The 17,791-nt window shown below is 73.8% G+C and carries 14 protein-coding genes; 11 read left to right on the top strand and 3 right to left on the bottom strand.

Going from position 1 to position 17,791, the window contains the following annotated elements:
• The first annotated feature begins 111 nt into the window (after positions 1-111).
• The 6 genes from ACIG36_RS24455 (at position 112) to ACIG36_RS24430 (ending at position 9,393) form a co-directional block, all read left to right on the top strand.
• Positions 112-1,206 (top strand): AAA family ATPase, encoded by a 1,095-nt coding sequence (locus ACIG36_RS24455; RefSeq protein WP_399931592.1) that lies wholly within the window; start codon positions 112-114, stop codon positions 1,204-1,206.
• Positions 1,203-3,578 carry a DUF5682 family protein gene (locus tag ACIG36_RS24450; protein WP_399931589.1) on the top strand — a complete coding sequence of 792 codons (2,376 nt, stop codon included), beginning with the start codon at positions 1,203-1,205 and terminating at the stop codon, positions 3,576-3,578. The genes ACIG36_RS24455 and ACIG36_RS24450 overlap by 4 nt, the downstream gene beginning before the upstream one ends.
• Before the next feature lie 20 nt (positions 3,579-3,598).
• The gene (locus ACIG36_RS24445; protein ID WP_399931587.1) at positions 3,599-4,822 is read left to right on the top strand and encodes a VWA domain-containing protein; all 1,224 of its coding nucleotides are present in this window, start codon (positions 3,599-3,601) and stop codon (positions 4,820-4,822) included.
• A gap of 285 nt (positions 4,823-5,107) precedes the next feature.
• Positions 5,108-6,286, top strand: coding sequence for an ADP-forming succinate--CoA ligase subunit beta (gene sucC, locus ACIG36_RS24440; RefSeq protein WP_399931584.1), 1,179 nt, complete (start codon positions 5,108-5,110; stop codon positions 6,284-6,286).
• Positions 6,287-6,306: 20 nt separating this feature from the next.
• Positions 6,307-7,191: a succinate--CoA ligase subunit alpha gene (gene sucD / locus ACIG36_RS24435; RefSeq protein ID WP_190064657.1), complete on the top strand. Its 885-nt coding sequence runs from the start codon at positions 6,307-6,309 to the stop codon at positions 7,189-7,191.
• 360 nt (positions 7,192-7,551) lie between these two features.
• On the top strand, positions 7,552-9,393 hold the full coding sequence (locus ACIG36_RS24430; RefSeq protein WP_399931582.1) for a DUF6350 family protein: 1,842 nt from the start codon (positions 7,552-7,554) through the stop codon (positions 9,391-9,393).
• Positions 9,394-10,266: 873 nt separating this feature from the next.
• Here the strand turns inward: ACIG36_RS24430 and ACIG36_RS24425 are convergent.
• The gene (locus ACIG36_RS24425; protein ID WP_399931579.1) at positions 10,267-11,028 is read right to left on the bottom strand and encodes a hypothetical protein; all 762 of its coding nucleotides are present in this window, start codon (positions 11,026-11,028) and stop codon (positions 10,267-10,269) included.
• Between the two features lie 252 nt (positions 11,029-11,280).
• Here ACIG36_RS24425 and purN point away from each other — a divergent pair, with 252 nt between their 5' ends.
• Both purN and purH read left to right on the top strand, forming a co-directional pair.
• A complete protein-coding gene (gene purN, locus ACIG36_RS24420) occupies positions 11,281-11,898 on the top strand; it encodes a phosphoribosylglycinamide formyltransferase (protein ID WP_399931577.1) in 618 nt (205 codons plus the stop codon).
• A gap of 80 nt (positions 11,899-11,978) precedes the next feature.
• Positions 11,979-13,532 (top strand): bifunctional phosphoribosylaminoimidazolecarboxamide formyltransferase/IMP cyclohydrolase, encoded by a 1,554-nt coding sequence (gene purH / locus ACIG36_RS24415; RefSeq protein ID WP_399932296.1) that lies wholly within the window; start codon positions 11,979-11,981, stop codon positions 13,530-13,532.
• A 98-nt stretch (positions 13,533-13,630) separates the two neighbouring features.
• On the opposite strand, the gene ACIG36_RS24410 is transcribed toward purH, so the two are convergent.
• On the bottom strand, positions 13,631-14,224 hold the full coding sequence (locus ACIG36_RS24410) for an RDD family protein (RefSeq protein ID WP_399931574.1): 594 nt from the start codon (positions 14,222-14,224) through the stop codon (positions 13,631-13,633).
• Positions 14,225-14,362: 138 nt separating this feature from the next.
• Between ACIG36_RS24410 and ACIG36_RS24405 the strand changes: the two genes are divergently transcribed.
• The 3 genes from ACIG36_RS24405 (at position 14,363) to ACIG36_RS24395 (ending at position 17,192) form a co-directional block, all read left to right on the top strand.
• Positions 14,363-15,232, top strand: coding sequence for a bifunctional methylenetetrahydrofolate dehydrogenase/methenyltetrahydrofolate cyclohydrolase (locus ACIG36_RS24405; protein WP_399931571.1), 870 nt, complete (start codon positions 14,363-14,365; stop codon positions 15,230-15,232).
• Positions 15,222-15,794, top strand: coding sequence for a DUF3017 domain-containing protein (locus ACIG36_RS24400; protein ID WP_399931570.1), 573 nt, complete (start codon positions 15,222-15,224; stop codon positions 15,792-15,794). The genes ACIG36_RS24405 and ACIG36_RS24400 overlap by 11 nt, the downstream gene beginning before the upstream one ends.
• Before the next feature lie 174 nt (positions 15,795-15,968).
• Complete coding sequence (locus ACIG36_RS24395; protein WP_399931568.1) at positions 15,969-17,192, top strand: NADP-dependent isocitrate dehydrogenase; 1,224 nt, start codon at positions 15,969-15,971, stop codon at positions 17,190-17,192.
• A gap of 155 nt (positions 17,193-17,347) precedes the next feature.
• Here the strand turns inward: ACIG36_RS24395 and ACIG36_RS24390 are convergent, their stop codons facing one another.
• On the bottom strand, positions 17,348-17,788 hold the full coding sequence (locus ACIG36_RS24390) for a hypothetical protein (RefSeq protein WP_399931565.1): 441 nt from the start codon (positions 17,786-17,788) through the stop codon (positions 17,348-17,350).
• Positions 17,789-17,791 lie beyond the last annotated feature (3 nt).

The following is a 17,791-nucleotide window of genomic DNA, read 5'->3' as shown; positions in this document are numbered from 1 at the left end:
ACTGACAATCGCCCTGACCTGCGGATTCATCCCGCCGGGCGGGATTGTCAGTGGGGTGGTGCAGGGTGGTCCACGTAACCCGGAACTGCACGACGAGGGGGACTTGTGACCGTGCCCGGAATCGAGACCGAAGCCCTGCGACCGCACGCGGAGGACGCCTTCGCCGACGAGCTGAAGGCACTGGCGGCGGCCGACGACCGCCCCAGGCCCGAGCGTTGGCGTCTGTCGCCGTGGGCCGTCGCCACCTACCTGCTCGGCGGCACCCTGCCCGACGGCACCGTCATCACACCGAAGTACGTCGGCCCGCGCAGAGTCGTCGAGGTCGCCGTCACCACCCTGGCCACCGACCGCGCCCTGCTCCTGCTCGGCGTGCCCGGCACCGCCAAGACCTGGGTGTCCGAGCACCTGGCCGCCGCCGTCAGCGGCGACTCCACCCTGCTCGTGCAGGGCACGGCCGGCACCGCGGAGGAAGCCATCCGCTACGGCTGGAACTACGCCCGGCTGCTGGCCCACGGGCCCAGCCGCGAGGCGCTCGTGCCCAGCCCCGTCATGCGGGCCATGGCCGAGGGCATGACCGCCCGGGTCGAGGAGCTCACCCGCATCCCGGCCGACGTCCAGGACACCCTGATCACCGTCCTGTCCGAGAAGACCCTGCCCATCCCCGAACTGGGCGAGGAGGTGCAGGCCGTGCGCGGATTCAACCTGATCGCCACCGCCAACGACCGCGACCGCGGCGTCAACGAGCTCTCCAGCGCCCTGCGCCGCCGCTTCAACACGGTGGTGCTGCCGCTGCCCGCCACCCCCGAGGCGGAGGTCGACATCGTCACCCGCCGCGTCGACCAGCTGGGACGCTCCCTCGACCTGCCCGCCGCGCCCGACGGCACCGACGAGATCCGCCGCGTCGTCACCGTCTTCCGCGAGCTGCGCGACGGCGTCACCACCGACGGCCGCACCAAGCTCAAGTCGCCCTCGGGCACGCTCTCCACGGCCGAGGCCATCTCCGTCGTCACCGGCGGCCTCGCGCTCGCCGCGCACTTCGGCGACGGCGTGCTGCGCGCCGGTGACGTGGCCGCCGGCATCCTCGGCGCGGTGATCCGCGACCCGGCGGCGGACCGTGTCGTCTGGCAGGAGTACCTGGAGACGGTCGTGCGCGAGCGCGACGGCTGGAAGGACTTCTACCGCGCCTGCCGCGAGGTGTCGGCGTGAGCGCGCCCGCCCCGGTGCTGCTCGGGGTCCGCCACCACGGGCCGGGCTCCGCCCGGTCCGTGCGGGCGGCGCTCGAGCAGCACCGGCCGGCCGCGGTGCTGATCGAGGGGCCGCCCGAGGCGGACGCCCTGGTCCACCTCGCCGCGGACGAGGGCATGCGCCCGCCCGTGGCGCTGCTCGCCCACGCCGCCGACGACCCCGGCTGGGCCGCGTTCTGGCCCTTCGCCGAGTTCTCCCCGGAGTGGGCCGCCATCCGCTGGGCCCTCGAGCACGAGGTGCCGGTCCGCTTCATCGACCTGCCCGCGGCCAACACGCTCGCGCTGCGCGAACGGGACGACGCCGCGCCGGAGGAGAAATCCGCGCCGGAGGAGGACGACGGCGAGGAGAACGAGCCCGCCGCACCCCGCCTCGACCCGCTGGCCGCGCTCGCCGCGGCCGCCGGGTACGACGACCCCGAGATGTGGTGGGAGGACGCCGTCGAGCACCGCCGCGCCGGCGGCCCGGCGGGCGGCGACGCGCTCGCCCCGTTCCAGGCCATCGCCGAGGCCATGGCCGAACTGCGGGCCGCCTTCGGCGAGAACGCCGCCGACGCAGGCCCCGGGGCCGAGCGGGACACCGTGCGCGAGGCACACATGCGGCTCCGGCTCCGCGAGGCGCGGCGCGAGTTCGGGGACGCCATCGCCGTCGTCTGCGGCGCCTGGCACGTCCCCGCCCTCACCGCCAAGCGGACCGTGGCCGCCGACCGGCAGGCCCTCAAGGGGCTGCCCAAGGTCAAGACGGAGATCGGCTGGGTGCCCTGGACCCACCGGCGGCTGGCCCGCCGCAGCGGCTACGGCGCCGGGATCACCTCACCCGGCTGGTACGGGCACCTCTTCCGCGCCCCCGACCGGCCCGTCGAGCGCTGGATGACCGAGGTCGCGCGGCTGCTGCGCGCCGAGGACCACTCCGTGTCCTCCGCCCACGTCATCGAGGCCGTCCGCCTCGCGGACACGCTCGCCACGATGCGCGGCCGGCCGCTCGCCGGGCTGGGGGAGACCACCGACGCGATCCGCGCGGTGATGTGCGAGGGCTCGGACGTGCCGCTCGCGCTCGTCCAGGACCGGCTCGTCATCGGCGACGCCCTCGGCGAGGTCCCCGACTCCGCCCCCGCCTCGCCCCTGCAGCGCGACCTCACCCGCCTCCAGCGCACCCTGCGCCTCAAGCCCGAAGCCGCCTTCAAGGACTGGGAATTCGACCTCCGCAAGGACACCGACGCCGCCCGCAGCCGGCTGCTGCACCGGCTGCGTCTGCTCGGCGTCGACTGGGGCGAGCCGACGCGCTCGCGCGCCGGGCTCGGCACCTTCCGTGAGACCTGGCGGCTGTGCTGGGAGCCCGAGCTGTCCGTACGGCTCGCCGAGGCCGGGGTGTGGGGCACGACGGTGGAGGGCGCGGCCACCGCCAAGGCGGAGTCCCTGGCGCTCGGGGCCACCGCCCTCGCCGACGTCACCGCCCTCGCCGAGCAGTGCCTGCTCGGCGGGCTCCCCGACGCCCTGCCCGTCGTGATGCGCACCCTCGCCGACCGCGCCGCGCTCGACTCCGACGTCGGCCACCTCGCCCAGGCCCTGCCCGCCCTGGTCCGCTCCGTCCGCTACGGCGACGTGCGCCGCACGGACACCGCCGCCCTCGCGGACGTGGCCGCGGGCCTCGCCGAACGCGTCTTCGTCGGCCTGCCCGCAGCCTGTTCGGGCCTCGACACGGACGCGGCGGCACAGATGCGCACTCATGTGGACGCCGTGCACCAGGCCGTCGCCCTCCTGGCGGAGGCCGGCGCGTCGCCCGGTGAACCGGGCGACCCGGCCGGGCCCGGCATGCGCGAGCGCTGGGCCGCGGTGCTGAAGGTGCTCGCCGAACGGGACGGGCTGCCCGGCGGAATCCGGGGACGGGCCGCGCGCCTGCTGCTCGACGACGGGCGGCTCGCCGACGAGGAGGCCGCCCGCCTCATGGGCCTCGCCCTCTCACCCGGCACGGAACCGGCCGAAGCGGCCGTCTGGATCGAGGGCTTCGTCGGAAGCGGAGGCTCCGGCGGCATGCTGCTCGTCCACGACGAGCGGCTGCTCGCCCTCGTCGACACCTGGCTGACCGGCGTCCCGGCCGGCGCCTTCACGGACGTACTGCCCCTGCTGCGCCGCACCTTCGCCGCGTTCGAGCCGGGAGTGCGCCGCACGCTGGGCGAACAGATCCGCCGGGGCGGTCCCGGCGCGGCGGGAACGGCGACGGGCGGCGGCGCGGCGGGCGGCTTCGGGGCCGTCCTCGACGAGGAACGCGCGGCAGCCGTGCTGCCGACGATGCGCCTGCTGCTGGGCATGGCACACACAGGGGGAACGGAACGATGACCATGGCCACGACGACACCCATGACACCCACCAGCTCGACCGGCACCGCATCCACCACCTCACCCCCCGCCGCCCTCACCACCGACCCGGCCGCCGAGCGGCTGCGCCGCTGGCGGCTGGTCCTCGGCGGCGAGGGCGGCGGCGACGGCACCGGGTGCGCGCTCGCCGGCACCGACGCCGCCATGGACCGCACCCTCGAGGCGCTCTACGGCTCCGGTCGTCCGGGCGACGGCGGCGGGCGCTCCGGCCCGCGGCGGGCCGGGCTCGGCGGCTCGGCGCCGAACGTCGCCCGCTGGCTGGGGGACATCCGCACGTACTTCCCGGCGTCCGTCGTTCAGGTGATGCAGCGCGACGCCATCGACCGGCTCGGGCTGTCCGCCCTGCTGCTCGAGCCGGAGATGCTGGAGGCCGTCGAGGCCGACGTCCACCTCGTCGGCACGCTGCTCTCGCTCAACAAGGCGATGCCCGAGACGACCAAGGAGACCGCGCGGGCCGTCGTCCGCAAGGTCGTCCAGGACCTCGAGAAGCGCCTGACGACCCGTACCCGGGCCACGATCGGCGGCGCCCTGGACCGCTCGGCGCGCGTCAGCCGCCCCCGGCACCGCGACATCGACTGGGACCGCACCATCCGGGCCAACCTCAAGAACTACCTGCCCGAATACCGCACGGTCGTCCCCGAGCGCCTGATCGGCTACGGGCGCGCCTCCCAGGCGGTGAAGAAGGAGGTGATCCTGTGCATCGACCAGTCCGGGTCGATGGCCGCCTCCGTCGTCTACGCCTCCGTCTTCGGCGCGGTCCTGGCCTCCATGCAGGCCCTGCGGACCCGGCTGGTGGTCTTCGACACCGCCGTCGTGGACCTCACCGACCAGCTGACCGACCCGGTCGACGTGCTCTTCGGCACCCAGCTCGGCGGCGGCACGGACATCAACCGCGCGCTCGCCTACTGCCAGTCCCGCATCACCCGGCCGGCCGAGACCGTTGTCGTCCTCATCAGTGATCTGTACGAGGGCGGGATACGCGACGAAATGCTCAAGCGGGTCGCCGCGATGAAGGCGTCCGGGGTGCAGTTCGTGACCCTGCTCGCCCTGTCGGACGAGGGCGCTCCGGCCTACGACCGGGAGCACGCGGCGGCGCTGGCCGCCCTCGGCGCGCCCGCCTTCGCCTGCACCCCGGACCTCTTCCCCGAGGTGATGGCGGCCGCCCTCGAGAAGCGCCCGCTGCCGGTGCCCGACGCGGCGGCCTGACCCGCCGCCGGGCGCCCGGGAGCGTACGGGCCCGGTAGCGGATCGTGACCCGTTCTGTGAGCGTAATCACGGCCAGAGTGTGACCTGCGATTTAGGGACCTCCCTCCCACGGGGATAACCTGCGAGACGGACATGCCGCGTCAACGGTGAACGTGTGCCGCCCTCGCCCGTGCTATCCCGGGGGACTACCCCCGGACCTCTGCGGAGATCGCGTCCTCACGCCGCCCCGCGGCACGCCCGCGCAGACAACGAACCGCGATATCCATGGAAAAGGGACGGACGCGCGTGGACCTGTTCGAGTACCAGGCGAGGGACCTCTTCGCCAAGCACGGTGTACCGGTGCTGGCCGGTGAAGTCATCGACACGCCTGAGGGGGCGCGCGCCGCGACCGAGCGTCTCGGCGGCAAGTCGGTCGTCAAGGCCCAGGTCAAGGTCGGTGGCCGTGGCAAGGCCGGTGGCGTGAAGCTGGCCGGCACCCCGGACGAGGCCGTCGCCCGCGCGACGGACATCCTCGGCATGGACATCAAGGGCCACACGGTCCACAAGGTGATGATCGCCGAGACCGCTCCGGAGATTCTCGAGGAGTACTACGTCTCGTACCTCCTCGACCGCACCAACCGCACCTTCCTGGCCATGGCCTCCGTCGCCGGTGGCATGGACATCGAGGAGGTCGCCGCGACGACCCCCGAGAAGCTCGCCAAGGTGCCGGTCGACGCCAACGAGGGCGTCACCATCGAGAAGGCCCGCGAGATCGTCGCCCAGGCGAAGTTCCCGGCCGAGGTCGCCGAGAAGGTCGCCGAGGTCATGGTGACCCTGTGGAAGACCTTCGTCGCCGAGGACGCGCTCCTCGTCGAGGTCAACCCGCTCGCCAAGGTCGCCAATGGCGACGTCATCGCCCTCGACGGCAAGGTCTCGCTCGACGAGAACGCCGACTTCCGCCAGCCGGAGCACGAGGCGCTCGAGGACAAGGCCGCGGCCAACCCGCTCGAGGCGGCCGCCAAGGCCAAGGGCCTGAACTACGTCAAGCTCGAGGGCCAGGTCGGCATCATCGGCAACGGCGCGGGTCTGGTCATGTCGACCCTCGACGTCGTCGCCTACGCCGGTGAGAACCACGGCGGCGTCAAGCCCGCCAACTTCCTCGACATCGGTGGCGGCGCCTCCGCCGAGGTCATGGCCAACGGTCTCGAGATCATCCTCGGCGACCCGGACGTCAAGTCCGTCTTCGTCAACGTCTTCGGTGGCATCACCGCGTGCGACGAGGTCGCCAAGGGCATCGTCCAGGCCCTCGAGCTGCTCAAGAACAAGGGCGAGGACGTCACCAAGCCGCTGGTCGTGCGCCTCGACGGCAACAACGCGGAGCTGGGTCGCAAGATCCTGTCCGACGCCAACCACCCGCTGGTGCAGCGCGTGGACACCATGGACGGCGCGGCCGACAAGGCCGCCGAGCTGGCTGCGGCTAAGTAAGGGACGAGGACTCCACAACCATGGCTATCTTCCTCACCAAGGACAGCAAGGTCATCGTCCAGGGGATGACCGGTGCCACGGGCATGAAGCACACCAAGCTCATGCTGGGTGACGGCACCAACATCGTCGGCGGCGTGAACCCGCGCAAGGCCGGCACCGAGGTCGACTTCGACGGCACGGCCGTCCCGGTCTTCGGCTCCGTCGCCGAGGCGATGGAGAAGACCGGCGCCGACGTCACCGTCGTCTTCGTGCCGCCGGCCTTCGCCAAGGCCGCCGTGGTCGAGGCCATCGACGCCGGCATCGGCCTGGCCGTCGTGATCACCGAGGGCATCGCCGTCCACGACTCGGCCGCCTTCTGGGCGTACGCCAAGTCCAAGGGCAACAAGACCCGCATCATCGGCCCGAACTGCCCCGGTCTGATCACCCCGGGCCAGTCCAACGCCGGCATCATCCCGGGCGACATCACCAAGCCCGGCCGCATCGGTCTGGTGTCCAAGTCGGGCACGCTGACCTACCAGATGATGTACGAGCTGCGTGACATCGGCTTCTCCTCCGCCGTCGGCATCGGTGGCGACCCGGTCATCGGCACCACGCACATCGACGCCCTGGCCGCGTTCGAGGCCGACCCCGACACCGACCTGATCGTCATGATCGGCGAGATCGGCGGCGACGCCGAGGAGCGGGCCGCGGACTTCATCAAGGCCAACGTCACCAAGCCGGTCGTCGGCTACGTGGCCGGCTTCACCGCGCCCGAGGGCAAGACGATGGGCCACGCCGGCGCCATCGTGTCCGGCTCGTCCGGCACCGCCCAGGCGAAGAAGGAGGCCCTGGAGGCCGCGGGCGTGAAGGTCGGCAAGACCCCGTCCGAGACCGCCCGCCTCGCGCGCGCCGCGCTGGCCGGCTGACGCCACCTCAGGCGGATGCCAAGGCTCCACGACGTGGGCCCGCACCCTTCGGGGTGCGGGCCCACGCCCGTATCCCGCGGGCGTCGCGCCGCTGTCCGCCTGCGCGGGGCCGCGGGCCCACACGCCCGTACAGGTGCACAAGCGCATACATCCGGCGCAAACGACACGACGGGCATGTGACAACTCCCCACACAAAAGCCACGTTCTTGGCAGCATGGCCCCGTGAGCCACTACGCCGATCACGGCCCGTCGTCGCCGTCTTCGCCGTCGTCGTCGCCCCCGCCCTCGCCGTTGTCGCCGTCGCGCGAGCGGCCCGCGGTGAGCGGGCCGTCCGCGACGAGCACGGTGTTCTTCGGCGGGATGCTCGCCGCGGGTCTGGGGCTGGGCGCCTTCGCCATGGTCGTGCTGGCGCTGTGGATCACCTCCCCGTACCCGGACGGCGGCCCCGCCAGCGCGCTGCGCGTGGCGGCCGACCTCTGGCTGCTGGCCCACGGCGCCGACCTCGTGCGCGACGACGCGGTCACCGGTGAGCCCGTCCCCATCGGCCTGACGCCCCTGCTGTTCACCCTGGTGCCGTGCACCCTGCTCTACCGCGCCGCCCGGCACGCGCTCGAGCCCGCCGAGGGGGCGCCGCCCGACGATCCGGGGCCCGCGCCGCGCACCGCGTTCACCGCCATGCTCGGCGGCTACCTGCTCGTGGCCCTGGCGGCCGTGCTGTACGCGTGGTCGGCGCCGGTGCGGCCGGCGCCGCTGAGCGTGCTGCTGTATCTGCCGCTGGTCGCGGGCGCCTTCATCGCGGCCGGGGTGTGGACGGCGGCCGGACGCCCCGGGCTGCCCGCGCCGCCGTCCGTGCAACGGGCGGTGCCGGAGGCCGTCCGGCGCTGGTTCACCGGCGCCCACCTGGCGGGCGTCGTACGGGCCGCCGCCGCGGCGACCGTCGTGCTGCTCGGCGGCGGCGCACTGCTGGTCGCGGTGTCACTGGCCCTGCACGCGGGCGTGGCCGAGGATGCGTTCACCCAGCTGGCACCGCGCTGGTCGGGCCGGATCGCGGTCGGGCTGCTGAGCGCCGCCCTGCTGCCCAACGCCATGATCTGGGCCGTGGCGTACGGGCTCGGGCCCGGCTTCACCGTCGGCGCGGGCAGCGTCGTCGCGCCGCTCGTGGCGGCACCCGGCCTGCCTCTGGTGCCGCGCTTCCCGCTGCTGGCGGCTGTGCCGTCGCCCGGCGAGGCGGGCCCGTTCGTGCTGGCGGCCGGGGCGGCGCTGGCGGCCTCGGCGGGCGTCGCGGTGGCCTTCGCCTCCGTGCGCCGACGGCCCGGCGACGACTCCGCCCCGCTGCCGGGCTGGCTGGACTCGGCGGTGACGGCGGTGCTGGGGGCGCTGCTGTGCGGGGTGGTGATGACGGTGCTCGCGTACGCGGCCTCCGGGCCACTCGGCAACGCCGCGCTCGCGGGCTTCGGCCCGCGCTGGTGGCGCACCGGCGCGGCCGCGGCGGCCTGCACGGCCGCGGTGGGGCTGCCGGGCGCGATGCTGGTGCGGTGGCGGCTGGGAGCGACGGTGCGCGAGGGGTCGGGGCTCACGGGGTGGCGGCGGGTGGGGGAGTTGCTGGGGCTGGCGGTGGGACCGCCGGCGGAGTCGGCGTCGCCGGCCGCGGCGGAAGTGCCTGACGCACCGGCCGCTGCAGCCGCCACGACCGCCACGACCGCACCGACTGCGCCGACCGCGCATGCCGCGTCGTCCGCGCCCGGCGTCCCGTCCGAGGCCGCGGCTTCCGCCGGGACCGGTGCGGAGCAGCCGGGTCACCACGAGCCGTCGCGGTCCTGGTGGCGGGCGGTGGCGGCGTGGTTCGGCTTCGGCGTGGGCGGGGCGCCCGCGCTGCCGCCGGAGCCCGTGGCCTACGAACCGGAGACGCTGCCCGTGATGCCGGCGCCGCACAGCGAGCGCGAGCCGGAGGCGTCGGCGGCGACGCCGCGCCGCGGTGGCCGCCGCCGCTGGTGGAAGCCGCGGCGGCGCAAGGGCGCGCGGCGCAAGCCCCGCTCCTCGAGCCGCCCCGCCCGAGCGGCGTTCGCCGAGGCGCCGGTGCCGGCGTGGCACGACGCGGCGTCCCGCCGGGTGCGGTGGGCGGCGCTGAAGGACTCCGGGGGCGGCCTCATGCCGGACTTCGTCCCACGGGACCTGACCCTGCCGGCAAGGGACGACCGCTGAGGGCTCGCCGCCCTGGCCGTTTCCGAGCCGTACGGCCCGCTGGGCCCTGGCCGCTTCGGAGCCGTACGGCCGGCCGGGCCTTGGCCGTTCCGGAGCCGTACGGCCCGCCGGGCCCCGGCCGTTCCGGAGGCGTACGGCCGGCCGGGCCTTGGCCGCTTCGGAGCCGTACGGCCCGCCGGGCCCCGGCCGTTCCGGAGGCGTACGGCCTGCCGGGCCTTGGCCGTTCCGGAGCCGTACGGCCGGCCGGGCCTTGGCCGTTCCGGATCCGTACGGCCCGCTGGGCCTTGGCTGCTTCGGAGCCGTACGGCCGGGCCTTGGCCGTTCCGGAGGCGTACGGCCGGCCGGGCCTTGGCCGCTTCGGAGCCGTACGGCCCGCCGGGCCCCGGCCGTTCCGGAGGCGTACGGCCTGCCGGGCCTTGGCCGTTCCGGAGCCGTACGGCCGGCCGGGCCTTGGCCGTTCCGGATCCGTACGGCCCGCTGGGCCTTGGCTGCTTCGGAGCCGTACGGCCGGGCCCTGGCCGTTCCGGAGCCGTACGGCCGGCCGGGCCTTGGCCGTTCCGGAGGCGTACGCTCTGCCGGGCCCTGGGCCGTTCCGGAGCCATACCGCTCCGCCGGGCCCCGGCTGTCCCGGCGAAGCCGTACGCTCCGCCGGGCCCCGGCCGTCCAGCCGGAGCCGCATGTTCCCCGGCCGCCGGGTCTGCCCGCTCCGCCGGAGCCGCTCGCTCGGCTGCGTCCCGCCGCGTGCGGACGCACGCCGGCACGCCGGCAGGCCCGCACGTCCGTACGCCTGACGGTCCGCCCGTAGGCCCGCCCAGCACACCTGCCCGTCCGCCCCGGCCCCCCGGCCCCCGGCCGGCGCGGCCGGCCCGCCCCTCAGTCCTGGTTGCCCAGCAGCGGACGGAGCTGCTTCGGCAGGTGGTTCTCGCACGCCTGCCGTGAGGTCTGGGTCAGGGCGTCGTCCACGCACGTGTAGTACTCGCGGTAGACGAGGTGGAAGGCGAACGTGGCCGCGACGATGGCCAGCGCGAGGCCGCCCGTGACCAGGCCGCTCACCGCCGCCGTGGTCTGCGGGCGGAAGCCGCCCGCAGGGGTGGCCGCCGGGGCGGGGGAGTCCGGGTCGCGCGGCTTGGGCTTGGCGCGCAGGGAGCTGACGCCCCAGTAGAGGGAGAGCGCGCCCAGCAGCAGCGCCACCTGGGGAATGCTGAAGAGGGCGAAGAAGAACCCCCACATGCCCGCGAGCAGGGCATAGCGGGCACGGCGCTGCGCCGGATCCGTGGGATCCCAGCGGAGCCCGCCTCCGGGGCCGCCGCCGGGGCCCTGGCCTCCGCCGCCGCCCTGGCCGCCGCCCCAGCCGCCGTCCTGGCGGCCCGGCTGCCGGCTGCTCCACTGGCTGCCCCACACCGGCCGCTGGTCGCCGCCCTGGCCGGGACCGGGACCGCCCTCGCCGTCACCTTCTCCGCCGCCGGAGGGCGTCCGCGGCTGCCAGGGCCGGTCCGGCTGCCCCTTGGGCGGCGCCGCGAAGGGGTTGTCCCGCTCCTCCGGGGCGGCGGACGGCGGCGACTGGCGCTCGCGCACCACGACGGCGGTGGCGGGCAGCGAAGGGCGGTGAGCCGCGTGGCGGCGTCGGTCCGGCATGTGGAGTGTGTCTTCCCCTTGGTTCGTCGTCCTGCACCTCGAGCGTACGGCGCCGCGCCCGGTTTTCCCGCGCCGCCCGCCGGGTCCGGTTCCCGACGCTACCTTCCGGGCCCGCCCCCGTCCCGTGGGGGCGGTGACGTGTGCCGGTATCGTTGCTGGCGGTCGGCGGCTTCGTAGAGTCCCCCGTATTCGGCGACCCTTCGGTCTCGTACGACCATACAAACCGCGCCACCCGCGAGAAAGGGCCCTGCTGTGGCTGCCCCCGCCCGCATCGTCGTGCTCGTCTCGGGTTCGGGTACGAACCTGCAGGCCCTGCTGGACGCCATCGCCGCCGACCCGGACGGCTACGGAGCCCGTGTCGTGGCCGTCGGCGCCGACCGGAGCGGTATCGCCGGCCTCGAGCGCGCCGAGCGCGCCGGGCTGCCGACCTTCGTCTGCCGGGTGCAGGACCACCCCACGCGCGACGCCTGGGACCAGGCGCTGACCGAGGCCACGGACGCGTACGAGCCGGACCTCGTGGTCTCCGCGGGCTTCATGAAGATCGTGGGGAAGCGATTCCTCGCGCGCTACGGCGGGCGGATCGTCAATACGCACCCCGCCCTGCTCCCCAGCTTTCCCGGTGCCCACGGCGTACGCGACGCGCTCGCGTACGGCGTGAAGGTGACCGGGTGCACCGTCCACTTCGTCGACGAAGGCGTCGACACCGGCCCGATCATCGCCCAGGGCGTGGTCGAGATCGGGGACGAGGACGACGAAGCCGCTCTCCATGAGCGGATCAAGGAAGTCGAGCGACAGCTGCTCGTCGAAGTCGTGGGGCGTCTGGCCCGGCACGGCTATCGCATTGAGGGACGAAAGGTACGGATCTCGTGACCGCCGAAGGTACCGCCGCAGGTACGACCGCCACAGGTACGACCGCCCAGGCCGCCGAGGCTGCCCAGGCCGCCGAGGCCATGAAGCGGCCCATCCGCCGGGCGCTGGTCAGCGTCTACGACAAGACCGGCCTGGAGGAGCTGGCCCGCGGCCTGCACGACGCCGGCGTCGAGCTCGTCTCGACCGGCTCGACGGCCGCCCGGATCGCCGCCGCCGGCGTCCCGGTCACCAAGGTCGAGGAGCTGACCGGCTTCCCCGAGTGCCTGGACGGCCGGGTGAAGACCCTGCACCCGCGCGTGCACGCGGGCATCCTCGCCGACCAGCGCCTCGAGGCGCACCGCGAGCAGCTCGACGGGCTGGGCGTGCAGCCGTTCGAGCTGGTGGTCGTCAACCTCTACCCGTTCCGGGAGACCGTCGCCTCGGGTGCCACGCCCGACGAGTGCGTCGAGCAGATCGACATCGGCGGCCCCTCGATGGTCCGCGCCGCGGCCAAGAACCACCCCTCCGTCGCGGTGATCGTCAACCCCGAGCGCTACGACGACGTGCTCAAGGCCGTCGCCGACGGCGGCTTCGACCTCGCCGCCCGCAAGGGCTTGGCCGCCGAGGCGTTCCGGCACACGGCCGCCTACGACGTCGCGGTCGCGAACTGGTTCGCGGCCGGCTACGCGGCCGACGAGGAGGGCCAGGGCTTCCCGGCCTTCGCGGGCGCCACCTACGAGCGCAGGAACGTGCTGCGCTACGGCGAGAACCCGCACCAGCCCGCCGCGCTGTACGTCAGCGGGGGCGGCGGCCTCGCCGACGCCGAGCAGCTGCACGGCAAGGAGATGTCCTACAACAACTACGTCGACACCGAGGCCGCCCGCCGTGCCGCGCACGACCACGGCGACCTGCCCTGTGTCGCGATCATCAAGCACGCCAACCCGTGCGGCATCGCGGTCGGCGCGGACGTCGCCGAGGCGCACCGCAAGGCGCACGCCTGCGACCCGCTGTCCGCGTTCGGCGGCGTGATCGCCGTCAACCGCCCGGTGTCGGTGGCGATGGCCGAGCAGGTCGCCGAGATCTTCACCGAGGTCATCGTCGCCCCCGCCTACGAGGACGGCGCCGTCGAGGTGCTGGCGCGCAAGAAGAACATCCGCGTGCTGCGCTGCCCCGACGCCCCCCAGCAGCCGATGGAGGCCCGTCCGATCGAGGGCGGCATGCTGCTGCAGGAGCGCGACCGCCTGCAGGCCGAGGGCGACGACCCGGCCAACTGGACGCTGGCCACGGGCGAGGCGCTGTCCGCCGACGAGCTGGCCGAGCTGGCCTTCGCCTGGCGGGCCTGCCGCGCGGTGAAGTCCAACGCCATCCTGCTGGCCAAGGACGGCGCGACGGTCGGCGTGGGCATGGGCCAGGTCAACCGCGTCGACTCCGCGAAGCTGGCCGTCCAGCGTGCGGGCGAGGAGCGCGCCCGCGGCTCGTACGCGGCCTCGGACGCCTTCTTCCCCTTCCCGGACGGGCTCGAGGTGCTGACGGCGGCCGGCATCAAGGCCGTGGCCCAGCCGGGCGGTTCGGTCCGTGACGAGCAGGTCGTGGAGGCCGCGAAGGCGGCGGGCGTGACGATGTACTTCACCGGCACGCGCCACTTCTTCCACTGACGGGTTCTTCTTCTGCAGACGAACACGGCAGACGAACACGGAGGCCGCGCCCCGGGAACTCCCCGGGGCGCGGCCTCCGCGGCGGGCGGCACGCGCGGTCAGCGGGTCCGGACGACCACCGTGCCGACCATCTTGTCGGCGAACGTCTGATGCTTCCGGTCCCACAGCGGCCACAGGTACCCGAGGTAGAGGGTGATGCCGTCGAAGAAGTGGCAGAGGTTGCGCACGAACGTCATCCAGAAGCCGATCGGCATGCCGTCGCGCTCCCGGAGCACGGCGATGTGCAGCGCCTTCTTGCCGGGCGACTGACCTGTCCTGCCCTGCGCGTACATGATCCACACCTGGGCGGCGACCGCGGCGACCACGGAGAGGATCCAGACGACCGACGCGGCCGCGTCCAGGCCCTCGTCGCGCTGGCACAGGCCGCTCGGGCTGCAGTCCGTCGCCATCGCCATCATGACGCCGGCGACGATGAACCCGACGATCGGGACGGCCGCGCCGATCAGCCCGTCGACGAGGTTGGCGCACACCCGCGCGCCCCACTCCGCCAGCGGCGGCCGCTGCGGGGCGGCGTACGGGTCCTGCATGGCGTACGGGCCCTGGCCGGGGCCGTATCCGTAGCCGTAGGGCTGCTGCGGCTGGGACGGGTAGGACGGGTACTGGCCGGGCTGGTTCGGGGGCGGAATGATCACATGGTTCCTTCGGCGGCGTGGCGCGATCTCTGCGGCGGTCATCGTAGGCATACCGTCGTACGACCGTGCCGGGCGTTCAGGAACGTGAGCGCGTGACCTGAGTGGAACCAACACCGCCCCATCCGCGAGGATGGGCACATGACCGCCCAGATTCTCGATGGCAAGGCCACCGCGGCCGCGATCAAGTCCGAACTCACCACCCGCGTGGAGGCGCTGAAGGCCAAGGGCGTCACGCCGGGCCTCGGCACCCTCCTCGTCGGCGAAGACCCCGGCAGCAAGTGGTACGTGGCCGGAAAGCACCGTGACTGCGCCGAGGTCGGCATCGGCTCGATCCAGCGCGAGCTGCCGGAGACCGCCACGCAGGAGGAGATCGAGGCGGTCGTCCGCGAGCTCAACGACAACCCCGACTGCACCGGCTACATCGTCCAACTCCCGCTCCCCAAGGGCATCGACACCAACCGCGTCCTGGAGCTGATGGATCCGGCCAAGGACGCCGACGGTCTGCACCCGATGAGCCTGGGCCGCCTGGTGCTGAACGAGACCGGCCCGCTGCCCTGCACCCCCAACGGCATCATCGAGCTGCTGCGCCGCCACGGCGTGGAGCTCAACGGCAAGCACGTCGTGGTCGTCGGCCGCGGCATCACCGTCGGCCGCTCGATCGGCCTGCTGCTGACCCGCAAGACCGAGAACGCCACGGTCACCCTCTGCCACACCGGCACCCGTGACCTCTCGGCGCAGCTGCGCCAGGCCGACATCGTCGTCGCGGCGGCCGGTGTCGGGCACCTGATCAAGCCGGAGGACGTCAAGCCGGGCGCGGCCGTCCTGGACGTCGGCGTCAGCCGTGACGGCGAGGGCAAGATCATGGGCGATGTCGACCCGGCCGTGGCCAAGGTCGCGGGCTGGATCTCCCCGAACCCGGGCGGCGTGGGCCCCATGACCCGGGCGCTGCTGCTGGTCAACGTGGTCGAGGCCGCCGAGCGCGCAGCCGGAATCGCCGATGCCGGCTGAGTCGCCCGTGGAGCCGGGCGGCCCGGACGGGCCGGACAGGCCGGACGGGCCGGACGGGCCGCACGCCGGGCGGGAAGCCGGTAAGGCGTCCGGGCCGGAAGCCGATATGGCATCCGAGCCGGGATCCGAGCCGGAGGCCGGTAGGACGTCCGAGCCGGAAGCCGGTAAGCCCGGCCGGTCGTCGCGCCGCCCCCCGCAGGTCACCCGGGACACCGCCCGCCCCGAAGGCGGCGGGCGGGCCGCGCCCGGGGACGCCCCGGCGCCGGCGCGCCAGTGGCCGCTGCTGGCGGTGCTGGGCGTCACGGGCCTGGGCCTGCTGGTCGTCGCCTTCGACGCGTTCCGGGTGGGCACGCTCCTGATCGGGCTGGCCATGATCGGCGGGGCGGTGCTGCGCTGGGCGCTGCCGGACGTGGGCATGCTGGCCGTGCGGTCCCGCTTCACGGACATCTTCACGTACGGCGGGCTGGGGGCGGCGATTGTCCTCCTCGCCCTGATGGCGCAACCGCACGCGTGGCTGAAGATCCCGTTCCTGGACGACGTCCTGCACTTCACCGTGCAGTGACGCGTGCGGTGACGCCCGGACGGGCGCGTCCGGCCGCCCCGCCGGGGCGTCGGCCGTCGAGTACCTTGACGGCGAGATGATCCTTCCCCGTCCCGTGGGGGTGCCGTCCCGCGGGCCGGGGGCGGCGCCCTGTCTCCCGGCGGGAGACCCCAGCGCGGAGGGACGTTCCGGCCCATGACCAAGATCAAGGTTGCCAGCCCCGTCGTGGAGCTCGACGGCGACGAGATGACCCGCATCATCTGGCAGGTCATCAGGGACAGGCTGGTCCTGCCGTACCTCGACGTCGAACTGAAGTACTTCGATCTGGGCATCGAGCACCGTGACGCCACGGGCGACCAGGTGACGGTCGACGCCGCCCACGCCATCCAGCGGTACGGCGTGGGGGTGAAGTGCGCGACGATCACCCCGGACGAGGCGCGGGTCGAGGAGTTCGGCCTCAAGGCGATGTACCGCTCGCCCAACGGCACCATCCGCAACATCCTCGGCGGGGTGATCTTCCGCGAGCCGATCATCATGCGCAATGTGCCGCGCCTGGTCCCGGGCTGGACCGAGCCGATCGTCGTCGGCCGCCACGCCTTCGGCGACCAGTACCGCGCGACCGACCTCAAGGTCCCCGGTCCGGGCACCCTCACCATGACCTTCACCCCGAAGGACGGCCCGGAGCCGGTCGAGCTCGAGGTGTACGAGTTCCCGGGCCCCGGGGTCGCGCTGGCGATGTACAACCTGGACGAGTCGATCCGCGACTTCGCGCGCGCCTCGTTCCGGTACGGGCTGTCGCGGGACTACCCCGTCTACATGTCCACCAAGAACACGATCCTCAAGAAGTACGACGGCCGGTTCAAGGACCTCTTCCAGGAGGTCTTCGACGCCGAGTTCAGGGCGCAGTTCGAGGCGAGGGGCCTGACGTACGAGCACCGCCTGATCGACGACATGGTCGCGGCGGCGCTGAAGTGGCCCGGCGGCTACGTCTGGGCCTGCAAGAACTACGACGGCGACGTCCAGTCCGACATCGTGGCGCAGGGCTTCGGCTCGCTGGGGCTGATGACGTCCGTCCTGATGAGCCCGGACGGCCGCACGGTCGAGGCGGAGGCCGCGCACGGCACGGTCACCCGCCACTACCGCCGCCACCAGCAGGGCAAGGAGACCTCCACCAACCCGATCGCCTCCGTCTTCGCCTGGACCCGGGCCCTGTCCCACCGCGGCAGGCTGGACGGCACGCCCGAGGTGGTCCGCTTCGCCGAGACGCTGGAGAAGGTGTGCGTCGCGACGGTGGAGAGCGGCCGGATGACGAAGGACCTGGCGGTCCTGGTCAGCCCGGACGAGCCGTGGCTGACGACGGAGCAGTTCCTGGAGGCGCTGGAGGCCGGCCTGGAACGGGAGATGGCCGCGCCGGTGTGACCGTTCGCGGCCGCGTACGCGTGACCGTTCGCGGCCGCGTACGTGTGACCGTTCGCGCGGCCACGCGCGCGTGACGGCGGCCCGTCCTCTCCCCCGTGAGAGGACGGGCCGCCGGGGTGTCACGGCCGCTCAGCGGCGGCCGCGAGGCCGGGCTCTCAGCGGCCGGCCCACGCCTCCACCCTGGTCTTCTTCTTGCCCTTCAGAAGGAGCTTGACGGTCTCGCCGTTCTGGTAGCCGACGACCGGCGTGTGGTGCCGGACACCGTCGCACCGGTGCGTCTTCTTGCCCTTCTTGCCCGTGTCCATGTTCCAGACCGTCAGCGTGGCCTCGCCGCCGCCCCAGCAGGTGAAGACGCCCCGGGCCATCCTGCTCCCGTTGGGCTGCTTGTAGCCCTGCGAGTACCACTTGCCGTGCGACGCCATGTAGTCGCCGGAGATGGTGGACTGCCAGACCTTGGTCCAGCTGTCCTGGACCTGGGCCGAGACGCTGTCCGCGGCCGGGGCCGCCGGGGCCGCCGTGGCCGGGGCCGCCATCGCGAGCCCGCTGCCCAGCATGACGGTCGCGGTCGCGGCGACGACGCTCCTGCGAATGTTCATGGG

Origin of the sequence: Streptomyces sp. NPDC053048 (genome assembly GCF_044547045.1) — a bacterium.
GTDB lineage: Bacteria > Actinomycetota > Actinomycetes > Streptomycetales > Streptomycetaceae > Streptomyces.
This window is presented reverse-complemented; position numbering and strand designations above follow the sequence as displayed.